The organism is Flammeovirga pacifica (genome assembly GCF_000807855.2).
Classification (GTDB): domain Bacteria; phylum Bacteroidota; class Bacteroidia; order Cytophagales; family Flammeovirgaceae; genus Flammeovirga; species Flammeovirga pacifica.
Genome location: NZ_JRYR02000002.1, coordinates 1,374,471 through 1,391,362 on the forward strand (window position 1 = coordinate 1,374,471; position 16,892 = coordinate 1,391,362).

General features: G+C 32.9%; 6 protein-coding genes. All 6 read right to left on the minus strand.

Translation table 11 applies throughout. The annotated features are described in order from the left end of the window. Position 1: 1 nt before the first annotated feature. A complete protein-coding gene (locus tag NH26_RS23980; RefSeq protein ID WP_044217217.1) occupies positions 2–1,420 on the minus strand; it encodes a sulfatase in 1,419 nt (472 codons plus the stop codon). Positions 1,421–1,501: 81 nt separating this feature from the next. Beyond that, a complete protein-coding gene (locus tag NH26_RS23985; protein WP_044217219.1) occupies positions 1,502–3,172 on the minus strand; it encodes a RagB/SusD family nutrient uptake outer membrane protein in 1,671 nt (556 codons plus the stop codon). A gap of 40 nt (positions 3,173–3,212) precedes the next feature. Continuing rightward, positions 3,213–6,350, minus strand: coding sequence for a SusC/RagA family TonB-linked outer membrane protein (locus NH26_RS23990; protein WP_044217221.1), 3,138 nt, complete (start codon positions 6,348–6,350; stop codon positions 3,213–3,215). A 134-nt stretch (positions 6,351–6,484) separates the two neighbouring features. Beyond that, positions 6,485–8,431, minus strand: coding sequence for a hypothetical protein (locus tag NH26_RS23995; RefSeq protein WP_139263287.1), 1,947 nt, complete (start codon positions 8,429–8,431; stop codon positions 6,485–6,487). A 728-nt stretch (positions 8,432–9,159) separates the two neighbouring features. Beyond that, entirely contained in the window at positions 9,160–13,206 is a 4,047-nt protein-coding gene (locus NH26_RS24000) for a hybrid sensor histidine kinase/response regulator transcription factor (protein ID WP_044217225.1), read from the minus strand. A gap of 553 nt (positions 13,207–13,759) precedes the next feature. Continuing rightward, positions 13,760–16,858 (minus strand): glycoside hydrolase family 2 TIM barrel-domain containing protein, encoded by a 3,099-nt coding sequence (locus NH26_RS24005; protein WP_044217227.1) that lies wholly within the window; start codon positions 16,856–16,858, stop codon positions 13,760–13,762. Positions 16,859–16,892: the final 34 nt, after the last annotated feature.

The following is a 16,892-nucleotide window of genomic DNA, read 5'->3' on the forward strand; positions in this document are numbered from 1 at the left end:
TTTATTTCACTTTATTATTTCTGTATACTTTTCTAAATTCTCCTTCCACACTCCAAGGATTAACATATTCTTTAATCATTGTTTTTTCGGTTTTCGGAAGGTATTTAGATAATCTATTTATTTCAGGTTTGAAATTTTCATCTTTCGCAAGATTTTTCCATTCATTTTTATCTTCTGTCAGCATGTAAAGTTCCTCCGTTCCATCAAAATATCTGATGTACCTGTATTGATTGTCCCTAACGGCATAATTACCTTGACCCCATGAAGTGATTGCGGGTTGATTTAGTATTGTATTTTTTTCCATCACTAAAGGTAATAAGCTAGTACCGTCTACATATTTAGGTGTTTCGATTTTAGCTTTATCGGCAATAGTCTTGTATATATTAATAAGGGAAACAGCTTCTTCAATAGTACCGTTATTTTTACCCTTGGGATCATAGATAATAAATGGAACTCTAGTAGCTCTTTCCCAAAGTGTAAACTTTTTAAAAGCCATTTTCTCACCCATATGATATCCATGATCTGACCAAATAATAACCACTGTATTATCAGCATATTCGCTTTTTTCTAAAGCATCTAGTACTCTACCAATATTATAATCTGCCCAAGAAATACAGGCTAGATAAGCTTTCCTTACATCCGACCATTTGTTGGCTGCTCTAAAACGTTTATCCTCTCCGGCTTTTCTTAAACTTTTACCTACTGCAGGTATATCATTTAAATCGTTTTCTAGAATTTCTGGAGGAGTAATTTCATCTGGTAAGGCATCAAAAAATCTTTTCGGAGCATCAAATGGCAAGTGTGGTTTAACAATTCCGATGGCCAAAAAGAAAGGCTCGTTGTGCTTATCTTTTAAAAAATCAACTCCATAAGAAGCCACTTCATAATCAGTATTATCTTCTTCTGGTTGTATAGTTGGTCTAAATGACATTTTTGATTTTTTACCCAACTGATAACCTTCGCCCTCAGCAAAAATTTTCTTGTGTTTTTTTGTTTCTAAGTAATTGGTCCATTCTCTTTCATCATTTTTAGAACCATGATGAATTTTTCCTGCTCCATAAGTAATGTAGCCATTCTCCTTTAATAGTCTCGGAAGACTAACATACTCCTTCATTAACTGTTCGTGAATACCCTCATCATAAAATGGATATAAACCCGAATTGAAAGGCTCTACACCATAAAGTAATGCATTTCTACTTGGAGAACACCCTGGAGCAGAACAATGTGCATTACTAAAATTAGTTCCTTTTTCTGCTAAGCGATCTAAATTAGGAGTTATTGCTTGAGGATGACCTCCTAAAAAACCAGTCCAGTCATTCATATCATCAATAGCAATGAAAAGAAAATTGGTTTTCTCTTCTTTATTTTGTGCGAATGATGTTGCAGAAAACATTAATAATAAAAGGAGTATCTTTTTCATTTATGCATCAATTAAGTAGTCAAAAAAAGTACAAAAGGGGAAACTATAAATAGCTTCCCCTAATGTTAATAATATTATGTATTACCAATTATCTTTTTGTCTTAAAGCTGTATTTACATTCAACTCTTGAAGAGGATATGGTAACTCATAGTGCTTCGCAGGATTGAAGTTATTAATGGGTCTAGAGATACCTGGGGTTGTCCAATAGTTTGGATCATAATCAGGGTGCGCCTCCATTGTCTCTTTTAAGAACTGAAGACGTTCTTCCATTTTTTCCCAACGAATTAAATCGTGTTTTCTAATACCTTCAAATGCTAACTCTCTGAATCTTTCATCCATTAGCTCAGCAAAAAATGCATCTTTAGAGGCTATTTTTTCTGGATTTGAAAGTTCAATAACTTCCAAGCCTGCTCTTTGTCTTACTTGGTTTAAACACTGAATAGCAGATGCTGTTGGACCTCCATTTACTTCATTTGCTGCTTCTGCGTACATTAATAATACATCAGAGAATCTCATGATAGGGAAGTTGATAGGAGATAAGTTTCTTTCTACAATTGTTTCATTGGTTAAAAGAACATACTCTTCTACAGGATTGTTTTGATCTACATCATCCCAATTAGCTGGTTCCCATCTTCTAAATTTACCTGGTGTATATTGAGGTGCAAATAATGTAGGAACACGAGCTACTTTTTGAGCACCTGTATACATAATACCAGGGATATTCCATTGTCTTCTCTTATCTTCTCCCTCATATAATCTTGCAAATACTGGAGATACTTGTACCGATCTATGGTTCGTAGATGGATGACCCACTGCTTTATAATCGAACGATAAACCATTTCTATTACCTATCGAAGACATACCTGGCATACCAATATCGATATTATTTGAATATGTGATTTCGAATAATGATTCTTGTAAATCGTAAGTACCGCCAATGTAATTTAAGAATAACTGTCTATAACCTAAAGAGTCATCTGCTGAAGTTCTTAGTTGATGCCAACCATCTTTATAGATGATGTTATCCAAGTGTACCATAGCACTATCAAAGTACTGTGTTTGCTTCATCGGATAAGTAGCCATTTTCAAATAAGCTCTTGATAATAACCCTTCTGCTGCCATCTTATTAGGACGACCATGAACATAGCTCGCGTCTTTTGCATGAGGTAAATGCATTGCTGCAAACTTATAATCCTCTTCAATTAATTTGTAAACATCTTCTTGAGAAGATGGTGCTAACACATTATCAGATTGAACTGAAGTTGGTTTTACTCTTAGAGGAACTTCATTCCACCAAGTAGCCAAATTTTGATAGGCTAAAGCTCTTAAGAAACGTGCTTCTGCAATGTAGAAATTGTAAGTTTCTGCATCAAAAGATGTTTTATCTAAGTTCTCTATCAATAAATTAGCATTATGTATTACTTGATACAATGCAGACCACGTTTTTTCAACATGTATAGAGTTGGATACATACGTATAAGTAGATACAGGCCAGTTATCATCCCAACCTCTAGAGTAGTATCCTTCATCCGTACCATATTGCATGGACATAGATAAGTTTTCTCCATATAAGTTGCCTCCCATAAATACTGAGAGCATACCAGCTACAGCTAAATCAGCTTTCTTTTCAGTATTGTAATAGGTATCTGTTGTCCACTGATTTCTCGGTTCAACATCTAAAAAATTCTGACAAGCAGTCGTCATCCCTAATAAGATAACTGCTACTAATTTTATAATATGTTTTTTATTCATCTTAAATCTAAATTAAAGTTTGATCTTATTCATCTACTTACTAGAATGTAAGATTAACACTACCCATGTATGTTCTTGATGGAGGGTATGCTGAGTAATCTAAGTTTGGTGTTAAACCATTACCTGCAATACCAACTTCAGGATCTACACCAGAATAGTTAGTCCATGTATATAAGTTTTGACCTGTTACAGCGAATGTCATTCCTTTGATCTTCATTTTATTAAGGATCTTCTTAGGAAGGCTATAGCTTAAAGTCAATGTTTTTAATCTAATGAATGACCCGTCTTCAATAACTCTATCATCAATTTGATTACCAACTCTTGGTGCTCCTAATACCCCTGCATAAGTAGTTGTATTCACATCAGTACTTGTATTGAAAGGAGTCCACATATCTGCAACACCAGGCATTGTATTGAAGGCTTGTTGCGCCCAAGGTCTGTTCATTTCTACTTTATTACCATTCATCACATCAAAACCGTAAGCCCATTGGAACATAAAGTTCAAATTAAAACCTTTGTATGATAATGAGTTAGTAATACCACCGAAGTGTTTAGGAATAGGGTTACCGATAATCACACGATCTTCTTCGTTAATAACACCATCACCATTTTGATCAACGAATTTTACACCACCTGGAGCAATTTCCGCGTTTCCATTACTTACAACACCATCTTTTAATACATAAGTTTGTGAAGCGTTATCCCAGTTGAAATCAGCATGTTGATATAAACCATCGTACTGTAAACCATACATCATACCTACAGATTGACCTACACGTGTAATGTAATTATCTTCTTGGAATCTAGCTCTTGAATAAATTTGTTCTTCACCCTGATTCAATTTCACAACCTCGTTTTGGTTAAATGAAATGTTGAAGTTTGTTGACCACTTGAAAGATCCCTTGTGAATGTTTACTGTATTCACTGCAAATTCTAAACCTCTGTTTTGTACCTCTCCTACATTTTGCATTACTCTTTGGAAACCTGTACTAGTAGCCATAGAAGCATTAAGTAATAAATCTGTAGTATTCTTTTGGTAAACATCTACTACTGCCTCAACTCTGTTATTAAAGAAGCCAAAGTCTAAACCAAAGTTGATTTGATTTGTAGTCTCCCATCTTAAATCTGGTACTGCAAGATTTGAATGTAGCGAACCTGGAATATATGACATGTTACTACCCCAGTTATAACCTGTCCATTTCGAAACTGCAATCGTGTTGAAAGCGGCAAAGTCTCCAATTCTGTTGTTACCAGTTACACCCCAACCACCTCTAAATTTCAAATTAGAGAATACATTCAAGTCTTTAATAAATGGTTCGTCGCTCATTCTCCAAGCAGCTGCTAAAGATGGGAAGAAACCCCATTTACTACCGTCTTGGAATTTAGAAGAACCATCTGCACGGAAGTTAGTAGTTAATAAATACTTGTCTTTGAAAGAGTAAGTAAATCTACCAAAGTAAGATAACATTGTATTACCAGTCCAACCTGAAGTTGCAATAGTTGCTGTAGTTGCAATACCCATATTATCAGTTCCAAAATCGTCTACTGGGAAGTTACCATTCTTGAATGAGTTATTAGAGTAATCATAATACGATCCTTCTACACCACCCATTACAGAGATATCATGGTTTTTGAACCTCTTTTTATAAGTTAATGTATTAGAAGAGGCAAGGTTGTTTGATGCAGCTTGGTTAATTGTACCTTGAATACCTTCTGCTGAATTTTGTCCTGCTCTTGTATTTTCACCATAGAACAACGTTCCTTTAGCTAATGTACCTTGGTAATTTCCGCTTAATCTTAAAGTTAAATTTTTATGGAATTTATAGATAAAAGCTGCATTACCTCTAAATACATTTTGCTTCCAATCCGACTGTGTATTCTCTAAGTTCTCTTTAGGAGGATACATTGTTAGGTAATCTGAGTCTGTTGGGTCATAACCACCTGCAACATCAAATTCGTCGTTAATTGGATCTGCAGGTCTAAATCGAACGGCATCTCTTGCTATACTTGACCATTGGTTCTCTCTAAGAGTAGGCCCCACTCTTTCATTATAAGAATGTAATAAACCTACTGTAAACGTTGCCTTTTTAGACGCTTTGTGCTCAAATCTTAAGTTATTATTGATCTTTTTAAACCCTGTTGTAATTAATGTACCTTGTTGATCTGTATAATTACCAGAATAGTAAACATTCGTCATGTCATTACCTCCACTTACAGATAAGCTATATTTTTGAATTGGTGCATTTCTGTAAATAGAATCTTGCCAATCATGACCATTTTCATTGTTATATAACTCTTTATCAATCCAAGAATCGTAGAAATTTTTGAATTGTTTCTCTCCAGCAGGAGTTCTTTTCCAGTCGTTACGAGACCATAATTGATTTTCTCTATATCTAACATACTCATATGGATTCAGTGTTCTAATGTAATCCAATGGCTCTTGCATACCATATGAAGCATTCAACGTTACTTTAGTAGTACCATTGTTAGATCCATTTTTTGTAGTAATTACAATTACACCATTTGCACCTCTTGAACCATAAATAGCTGTTGAAGATGCATCTTTAAGAACGTTAAATTCTTTGATGTCTTCTGTGTTAATAGTAGCAGGGTCAAAATCCGTTAATGGAATACCGTCTACTACATATAACGGTTGGTTAGAACCTGTAATTGAGTTACCACCACGAATCACAATATTCATTGGGGAACCAGGAGTACCTTCTGCCGAAGTAACTTGCACACCAGCTACACGACCCATTAAGGCTTCATCATAATTAGCTGTTGCCGTTTGAGATAACTCTTCTGCATTTACCGAAGCTACAGAACCTGTTAAATCTTTCTTCTTAGTTGTACCATAACCGATGACCATTACTTCATCCAGCTGATTCAATTCATTCACTAAAGTAACATCTAAAGTACTTTGTGTTGTTACCTTAATAATTTGAGTTTCCATTCCAATAAAAGAGAACTCAATTTGGTCATCTTTTACAAGATTGGGAAGTTTATACTTACCATCAAAATCTGTTATTGTACCTGTATTAGTACCAACAATTCTAATATTTACACCAGGTAAAGTATTTCCATCTACGTCTTTCACTGTACCACTGATTATTGTTTGTGCACTAACACATACAGGTAACAATAGTAGGATGAATAGACTAAATATATAGTTTTTCATTTGATTCTTTTTTGAAGTTTAAAAAAGTAACTGACCACCTGGCGAGGGAAGGTCCCTCACCATTTTTATTGTAGTCTACTTAATAATGATTAGATCAATTATTATAATATCAGTTACAAGTTGTCACTAGAAGATTATTTTTCTTCTGCTCTATAGTTCACGTCAGTGAAGACAAATCGTCCACTACACATACCCCATTCTACTCCTTCAACAAATTCTTCTTCATAGTAAGATTTGTATCTGAAAGCCAATGTAAATTTAGTTTCAGCAGTATAATCAGCTAAATCTAATTCACATCTTAACCACTTTTCATAAGCTCCAATAGAAGGATCTTTTTTACCTTCAGGATCTTCTCCTAAATTATTACCAGGATAAGGTGTTCCAGTATATTCAGTTCCAGTACCTTCAATAGTAAATTTGATCTTATCATTTACTTGTGTCCATTCTGTAGTTGTTACATCACCAGTGTAATCTGAAGTGATGTAAATTTCAATATCAGCTGGAGCACTTCCGTCAGGTAAATACAACACTAAGTCATTTTTATACCAGAAGATGGCTTTTGTATCATATCCTGGAGAATCATATTGTGTCAAGTTTTGAGCATCCATTACCATCCAAGAATCTTGCAACGGACTTCTTGTTGGTTCATAAACTAGATTATGCATCACAGTAGAGTGTCCTTTAGCAACACCTGCTGGTCTTTCGGCATCAGCAAAATCGTGTGTTGGTTTCTTTTTAGTTTTCCAGAATAAGCCATCACCAACACCCCCTCTTACAGGTGCATTAATTGTAAATCCGTCTTTGTTTACCATTGATGGATAGAAGAAATTAAATACAGTTTTTGGTAATGTAACCGCTGTTTTCGAAAGAACTACTCTTATTTTATTTTCAAATAATCTTTCCTCATAACTCACTAAACTTGTTACTTTAACAACAGGATATAAGTCTAATTGATCTACATCTAATGTATATGCAGGGTTGATAGAAATCTCACCTGTTTGCTCATCAATTACTAATTTATCACCTTCCGTTTCTAAAGAGAATGTAACACTTGGATTACCTGAAGAAACGTCTGCATCTGTAGTTTTCATTCCTCCACCAGCAACTAAGTTTTGTGCATATGGCATGTAAATTAATGCAGGAGGTAAAAGAGGTCCTGCATTTAAGATCAGTCTCTCAGATGAAATAACTATAGTCAACATATCTTCTTTTCCTTCGAAATCTACTTCTTCTTCGGTAACATTACTGATGACTTTAATAGATGGAGTAAAAGCTACGTTTTTAGTAATTGTAAATTCAGGATTTAAAGAAATCTCACCTGTTTCTCCATTAATTATCACTTTATCTGTATCCGATGTTAATTCAAATCTAACATCATAACTAGGTACATCTTTAGGGAATCTTAAAGTTGGAGTAACTGTCTTATCGTCTGTTCCAATAACTAAGTTTTGTTGCACTGGCTCGTACGTAATACCAATAGGTAAAAGAGGCATTACATTTAAATGAAAAGCATCTCTAAATACCTGAGTATTTTCATCACTATCTGTAATTGGTGTAACTGCTAAAGTGAAATGATAATCTCCTTCACCAAACATATTACCATCTGCGATAGTAATTTTACCTGCTTCATTAGGGTTCATTAGTGGAGTATCATGGAAAGTAGTATCATATAATGTAACAATTACAGGGTTTCCGTCATCATCTAGAACAGGATTTCCGTCTTTGTCTACTTTCTCTTTTTCACCAATTTCAGTGATTTCAACGGCAACTCTAATAGTATCCATAAAGGCACTTGATACCCCTACAGCATCCAAATATTCTGGCGGCAATTCGCCATCCGCTTCACTTCTTACACTTACAATAGTAAAACCACATGGAACACCATCAGAATCCATAGTAGGAATAGAGGTAGTGATTGCACTATAAGCTCTAGCATTAACTATACTAGGGTAAGATAAATTTCTTACCGTAATATTGGAAGGTAAACCAGTACTTTCCATAAATGATGTCCTTTCACAACTCATTGTGAATACAAAAGACATCAGGATCATTATCCAGAAGTTAAGTTTTTGTTTATTCATAATTCTCATTAATTCAAATTATTTCATACTTAAGCAGATTGACTATTTATTAGCAAGCTGCTTTGTTTACTTTATTGTAAAAAAAATTTCGTGTCAGATTAAAGAGTAAATATTATGTCATGTAGTTTTTATTAAAAAATATATAATCTGTTTATCAGTAAGATCTCTTAAGGGCCCGTATTAAAATTCCTTACTTTATGACTACAATTTTAACATTCAATAATATTTTCAGCTGTCAGTATTTTATTTAAAAAGGACATATAATTTAAATGTATATTAAACACTAATTTTTGTCAGATTTATGTTCATCACATGTCTTTTTAAATTAATTTTCTAACACTGTTCGAGTAGCATTTTTTGATATTATTCACAATAGATAATCAAAACATAGAATAATAAAGAGAAAGACCCCTACTACAAGGCTGCTCCAGATGACCTTCTCTTTTATGCTATTTTTTATTAGAGTTTTCTTCATATGAGATTCATTTGAAGGTTTTACATATTAAACTATAGTTATTGATGGCTCTCTATTAAATAGTTTTAATGTGAGACTTTTATCAATTACTATAACTCTAATTTAGCTAGTTAGAAGAAGTTAAATAGAAGCGTTTTCGTGTTTAATTAACAGAAATTAATCTGTGCTATGATTGTCGAAAAAATATCAATTCATAGCTAAAAAAATAAGAGAGGCTATTCCTATCTAAAGATAAGAATACCTCTCTTTCATGTTATACTACTGCAGACTTAGCGTCTTTAGTGTATTCTTTTGGTGACATGCCATACATTTCTTTAAAACTCTTAGAAAAATAAGAGCGGTGTGTAAAGCCTACCATGTACATTACATCAGAAACATTGTATTCTCCATTTTTTAATAATTGCCCCGCCTTTTTCAGACGAACGGTTCTGATAAATTCATTCACTGTCATTCCAGTCATAGATTTTATCTTTCTGTAAAGGTTAGTTTGCCCCATACCTATACACTCACCTAACGATTTTACGTTAAATTCTGAATTATCAATGTTCTTTTCGATTTCTTGCATCACCTCATTTAAGAATTTTTCTTCGAATGAAGGCATTGTATTTTCTTCATTTTCTACTCCAAATTCTCTTTTTATTCTTTCGTTGAGCTTAGTTCTTTGATGAATTATGTTCTGCACTCTTACACGTAGGTATTCTACATTAAAAGGTTTTGAAATATAATCATCTGCTCCTTTTTCAATCCCTTCCATTTTATTTTCCATTCCTCCTTTGGCAGTAAGAATAATAACAGGAATATGATTGGTAAGAATATTACTTTTTAGTTTGTTACAAAGCTCGATACCATTCATTTCGGGCATCATCCAGTCAGAAATAATTAAATCCGGCATTTGCTTTTTCGCTTTGTCCCAACCCTCTTTACCGTTGTTTGCAGTAACTACTTGATATTTTGATTCAAAACAATGCACTAAGAATTCTTGCATGTCTCGATCATCTTCTATAATTAATAATTTTGGTTGTGTATTGTCAGATTCTTCCTCAATAGAAGTCATTTCTTCCTCTACACTCATTGAAGTTTCTACATCTTCGATTATTTCTTCTGTTGGTGTATCTTCTTCTTGATGGATTAAAGGAAGATAAACCGTAAACTCAGATCCTTTTCCTTCTTCACTTTTTAAATCAATCCATCCAGAATGCATTTTTACATAATCATTCACTAAAGATAAACCGATACCAGTACCTTGCTGACCAATAAAATTATTCATTTTAACGTTCACAAAACGCTCAAAAATCTGATCTTGGTTTTCTTTCGAAATACCCAACCCTGAATCTATGATTGTTATTCTTTGATAAGTTGCTATTTGACCATCTTGTAGCGGATTTTTGACTTTAACTTGATCTAACTTTAATTTAATTTCTCCATTATCAGGAGTATATTTCAAAGCATTTGTGACAAGGTTATAGATCACCTTCTCCATCTTTTCAAAATCAAAAAGTATCAACGACTCTTTTTGATCGGTGTAGAAGTTTAAATTAATACTACGTTGAAGTGCCGCATCCATGAAGTCATGCATAATACTGCGTGATAATTTCACAATATCATTACTACTTAAAGATAATTTCTCACCACCTTGATCTATTTTTCTTAAGTCAAGTACTTGATTTACTAGACGACTTAAACGATCTGTATTTCTAGTGATGATATTCAATAAGTTTAATTTCTGTCTATCGTCTTCCAATGCTTTTAATTCTTCTAAAGGAGACGAAATTAATGTCAGTGGTGTTCTAAGTTCATGAGATACATTGGTAAAGAACTTCATTTTCATAGAGTGTACCTCATCACTTTGTTCTCTTTTTACTTTTTCTAGCTCAAATTTGTTTTGAAAATTGATATTAGAAACTGTCAACTTATGTGCAAGATAGAAAAGACCACAAAGGAAAATAAAATAAAACAATTTCGCCCACCATGTAGCCCAAAGTGGAGGGTTGACTTCAACATTAATCTTTGTGATATTATCAGAATAGTTGCCAAAACTATCTGTTACTTGAATCATAAATGTATAATTTCCAGGCTTTACTTTCACATAAGAAATTTCATTTCTATTGCCCGCAATTACTTGCCAATCATCTTCTAACCCTTCTAATTTTACTTTATAGAATAAGTTATCGTCTTTTCTAAAATCTAAGGTCGAAAAATTAAATGTAAAACTGTTTTCTTCGTGTGATAGTGTTAATTTTTTCAGCTCATCAAAAGGCTTATCAAACATCACTCTTTCATTATATGTTTGATTTTGATAAATCTTTGTATTCAAAATTTTAATACCTGTAAGGAGAACATTTGAAGGTTTAGCCTCTATGTTTACCTCTCCGTAATTAAAATTGACAAAACCATTTTCTCCACCTAAATAAATTCTATCATTTTGCACTCCAACTGCATATTGATTATATGAATTCAAGCCTGTTAATCGAGAAGAGTAAATCACCTCTGATTGATCGCCTAAATTATATTTAATTAATTTAGAATGAGTAGTATACCATAAATCATTATTTTTTCTTACACAACTTTTGATTGGGGTAGCAGATGTTAAGATCAAATCATACTCTTTTGTAGAAACATTATAGTTGTAAAGGTTTTTTCCTATTAGGATAAAGATAGAGCCATCCTCATTAAAAAGTACCTGATTTAAATAGTGATTTTTTTTCCCTTCAGGTTTTTGAATATGTGTGATAGAACCTGTATTGGTATTAAAAATATCTGCACCATTGCCGGTTAATACCCAAGGCGAATTATTATTGTTAAAGATAACATCTACAATAAAATTACCTGATATAGAATTTTTATTGGTGGGGTCATGTGTGAAATTTTTAAAAGCCAGTTGGTGGTTTCCCAATTGATTTATTTTATAAAGTCCCTTCATACCACCCAACCAAATATCGCCGTCTTTACTTTCAGATATCGAAAATAGATAATCCGTCTGTAACGCATCTTCCTTCCCTATATCAGCAACATAAGCATAGATTTTACCTGTTTTATGATCAATAAAATTTAAACCTCCAGGAGTTGCCACCCAAATGTTCTGATTACGGTCGATAAGAATATCTTTGACATCACTATGTAAGATCTGAGGTACCTGAAAATTAATGTATTTATCTAGTTTTTTATCATACTTGATAAGACCCTTTTTTATAGTTCCCAACCAAATATCTCCATTTTCTGCAAAAGCAAAACTTTTAACGGTTGTACCCATTTTTAAAAATGCTTCTGAATGAGGTAGACGATTTGTCAAAAAAGTGTCATTTTTAATTTCAATCTTATCAATTCCATTGTTTGTACCTAACCAAACAATACCATTTTTATCTTTATAGATTTTAAAAATCAGATCATCAGAAATAGAAAAATGGTTTTGATAACTAGCATAAAATCTTTCAAACTTTTGAGTTTTCACATCAAAAATGTTTAAACCATTCCCAGTACCAATCCAAATTTCATCGTCACTAACTCTACAAATAGACTTCACTACATTGTTGGTAAGGCTATGTTCATTTTTAGAGTAGGTATATTTTTTAAACGTCTTTAATCTTCTATCAAAAAAAGCTAAACCCGTTTCGGTGCCAATTATTAAAAATTGATCGTCATTTTTATCATAAGGAATGATGTCTAAAATTAGGTTGTTCTTTTTATGTAATTCATTTTCCTTTTGAATTCTATATTTAGAAAAGCGTTCATTTTTTCTATCAAAAAAGTTCAGTTGGTCGTGTGTTCCAATCCATAAATTCCCTTCAGTGTCTTCATAAACAGTTCTAATGATATTACTGCTTAAGCCGTTCTCTAACCCTGGGATTTTTTGATAATTTTTAATCTCTTCAGTTTTCGGGTTAATGAGGCAAAAACCTAGATTCGAAGCGAAGAACATTTCGCCAGATTTTAACTTTTTGATATTAAATGCCGTGAAGTTTTCTATAGGCAAATCGATATTCTCAAAAGTATCTTGTGCATAATTATATTTAAGAAGAGCTCTAAAAGATGTAATCCAAATATTACCTTCTTCATCCAATTCTAAAGCACAAATATTCTTTTCCGAAAGATATTTTTTGTATTCATATCCATCATAACGATATAAACCTTTGGTAGTACCAAACCATAAATAGCCCTTATCATCTTCTAAAAAGCATCTTACTCTTTTAGATAGAATGTTGTCGTCAGATAAATCGACATGCGAAAATTCCAAATTTCTTTGATCGGAATATGCATTTAGACTAATAGTTAATAAGAAGAACAGTATGTAGTATAATTTCATTTCATGTAAATAAATAATAAGTAAGTCAACATCAGATAGATTAAAAAATAATCATTTCCTTAGAAAATGGACAATCCTAAAAAATGTATTTTGAACACTTGAAAGTACCAAAAAGTTAAATTTTAACAAAATAACAAAGTAAAATAAATCTTTAAATAGTGCCATTTTTTACCATTTGGTAATTTTTATTCTAATCTGATGTACCTAATTATCGGTTGTCAATTTATTTTGCTGATTATGTCAACTCCTCCTATGTTAATTTGAACATATTGCTCTATGTGTATTTTGTGTTAATCATATTCATACCCAAAGTGTATAACATAAAAAAGAGTGTCTCATTTATATCAATCATAGATTTTATGTCTATTTAAAATCCATGAAATTGTTATAATAAATGTAAAACACTATCGGGAAACACCTGTAAGGACACTCTTCAAAAACTAACACGAATTATGAGCACGAATTTGTGTTATTATTGTCATTTTTGTGTTAAAGCACAAAACCCCTATATTTTTGGTAAATATAGGGGTTTTATCACTCGTTAATAAGGATTCTACATCCCTAACATACTATTACTGTTTATACTAATTTCGAAATGATACTCTTTAACTTCGGTATAATATTTCTTTAAAATATCTTTACCACAAGATCCATTGCCTAATCCTCCATGTTCAAAATCTATGTTTAATACATTAAAGTTGTTTGGTTTTAACTCCCATGTACTCCAAGCATTTGATAAATCTTGAGTTGTAAATCTTCTTAGCGAAAAGTTAATTGGTTGTGGCCCTTTAATACACATCGAACTTTTAGAGGTGGCATCAGCTACTTTTACCCACCTTACTTGAGACTTATTCCCATTTTCTTGAGGTTTGGCATAATTCATAAACTGATCATCAACTGATGCAGCATACACACCTAAAGTCATACCTTTAAATCTATCTTTATAAGAAGATCCTGGTCCTTTACCATACCACTTTGTTGTATCCATCGACTTTGGTACATGTATTTCATAACCTATTCTAGGTAAAGATTTTGGTGCTTCTCCCTTGTAAACTGGCTTTACATCCAATGCTAAATCTAATAATCCATTATCATCAATCCCGATGGTTTCTATGGTATAAAAAGAAAATCTAGACATATGTGCCTTATGCATTTTCTTTACTACAATTTTTCCATCAGTATAATCAATACTTTGTACTTTAGTAAGCATATTATCTAATCCAGCCACTACCCATTGAGGAGCAATTTTTTTATCGTTATCAATATTTGCTCTATAAAAGGCTAATTTAAACTGCCCTTCTATAAGTTGATTCCCTTCATTTGTAAATGATACGATTTGCCCTTTTGTTTTATCAAAAGTTAATTTCACTTGACTGGCTTGTAATACAATTTCTTGATCTGATTCTGTTTTAACCACATTACTTTGATTACCAAAAGCACTTTTTGCAAAAGCATATTCCTGAAGAACAACCTCATCGTAAGCTACTTCAAAACCACTTTCCGCATAAAAAGCATTTTCTTTAGTAGTTGCAGAAATCTTCAAAACGTATTCATTGTTAGGAGAATAATCTGTTTTGATATTTTTAAGAAGATACGCTGCTTTAGTTGCCGGAGCTTGTTTCACTTTTAAATTCCCCTGTTGGATTTCCTTTCCGTTTTCTAATAGATGCCATTGGAAATTAAATTCGGATAAATCAGTGGTAAGAAATTGATTACTAATTTCGACTTCCTTTCCCGTTAATTTGAAATGGATATTTTGAAACACTCTTTTTACTTCAATGCTTTTAGGAGTTGGCGATAGGTCCGTCATGAAAATACCATTCATACAGAAATTATAATCTGTACTCATATCATGTCCGAAATCTCCACCTACACCATAATAGTAATTCGATCCGGGCTGGTTAGCTTGGCGATTGGCCTCCTCAATATTTTCAAGCTGATGTCCCCATTTTCCATCTATAGATTTAGTAAGACCTTGATCTACAAAATCCCAAATACACCCTCCAATTAGAGACGGATACTTTTCATATACTTCTTGATATTCAATTAGGTTACCCATAGAGTTACCCATACCATGTGCGTACTCATTCATTAAATAGGGTCTTTCAGTAAATTTCTTACCCACCATTTCCAATTCATGCACATCAATATATCTCCCCCACTTTTTCTTAACATGAGGGAAACCGCCTCCAAAAGTATCTGGAGCCCAAGGGTCTGTAGCAAAGTGGTAATTAGTTGGACGTGTAGTATCAATTTGTTTTGTTGCTTTTTGCATCGCTACCATATTGATACCGTTGCCTGCTTCATTTCCAAAAGACCACATAATTACTGAAGGATGGTTTTTGTCTCTATGTACCATGGCTTCCATTCTTTCTACATGAGATTTTTGCCATGAAGGTTGATTTGCAATCGTTACATCTGGTTTATATCCAAAGCCATGAGACTCTACATTGGCCTCATCAATAATAAAGATGCCGTATTGATCACATAATTGATACAAATATGGAGTAGCGGGATAATGTGCCGTTCTTATGGCGTTAATATTTGTTTGCTTCAACCTTTTTACTATTTCTTCAAATCTCTTTTTCGGTACATGTTTACCATGAATAGGATCGTGTTCTACTAAGTTGATCCCTTTTATTAAGAAAGGATGACCGTTCAATAAGATTTCAGATTTGTCTGAAATTGTGATTTCTCTCACGCCAATTTTATTGGTAATTTGATCAATCACTTCTCCTTTTTGTAAAATAGAGATCGTTAATTCATATAAATGAGGTTTTTCATTCGACCATAATTTTGGAGATTTTAAAGTCTTTGCAAAAGTGATTTTCCCATTACTTGACACAGGCTGTACTCCTTCTACAATTTTCTTTTTCCCATCAGATAGTTGATACTTTACTTGATACTCTTCATTCACTGTTTCAAAATGTGCAATATCAACTTCTAAGTTTAGATCTGCTTTTTTATCAGAAACATTTGATGTTACAGCATAATAATCTTTGATATGAACCTTTGCTCTTTCAATAAGAAAAACATCTCTAAAAATACCACTCATTCTCCATCCGTCTTGGTCTTCTAAGTAACTCCCGTCTGACCAACGTATCACTTTCATTTTTAAAGTGTTTTTTCCTTTCTTTAAATAAGAAGTGATATTAAATTCTGCAGGAGACCAACTATCTTGGCTATAACCTACTTGTTTGCCATTTATCCATAAATAAAAAGCAGAAGAAACACTTTCGAAACGAATAAAAACCTCTTTTCCTGTTTCGTTTACTTCAAAATCTTTTTGATAATACCCTACAGCATTACCCTCTGGGCTTTTAATGTAAGGAGGATTTAGATCAAATGGATAGGTAATGTTAGTATATAATGGTGTGCCGTACCCTTGCATTTGCCAAGCTGATGGCACAGGAATAGAACCCCATTTATCTGGAGCATCATTGGCAGGCACTTTTGATATATCGTCATAAAAGGCAAAATCCCATTCTCCATTAAGCGATTGTACATAGTCACTTGCATCATCAAAGAATAATGTTGCGTGTGGTGCCTCTTTATTTATTTGTGTTACATTTTCATTTTCCCAATCATTTTGCTGCCCTAAACAAAGGGAACAAATTAAAAGATTAAGAAGAAATAAGGTAGTTGATTTCATATCAAAAAATCTTTATCATTTCAAATTCAAAGGC

Bases quoted from the DNA above. Each gene is read 5' to 3' on its own strand.
- NH26_RS23980 (WP_044217217.1), bottom strand. From the start codon at position 1,420: ATGAAAAAGATACTCCTTTTATTATTAATGTTTTCTGCAACATCATTC.
- NH26_RS24005 (WP_044217227.1), bottom strand. From the start codon at position 16,858: ATGAAATCAACTACCTTATTTCTTCTTAATCTTTTAATTTGTTCCCTT.
- NH26_RS24000 (WP_044217225.1), bottom strand. From the start codon at position 13,206: ATGAAATTATACTACATACTGTTCTTCTTATTAACTATTAGTCTAAAT.
- NH26_RS23995 (WP_139263287.1), bottom strand. From the start codon at position 8,431: ATGAATAAACAAAAACTTAACTTCTGGATAATGATCCTGATGTCTTTT.
- NH26_RS23990 (WP_044217221.1), bottom strand. From the start codon at position 6,350: ATGAAAAACTATATATTTAGTCTATTCATCCTACTATTGTTACCTGTA.
- NH26_RS23985 (WP_044217219.1), bottom strand. From the start codon at position 3,172: ATGAATAAAAAACATATTATAAAATTAGTAGCAGTTATCTTATTAGGG.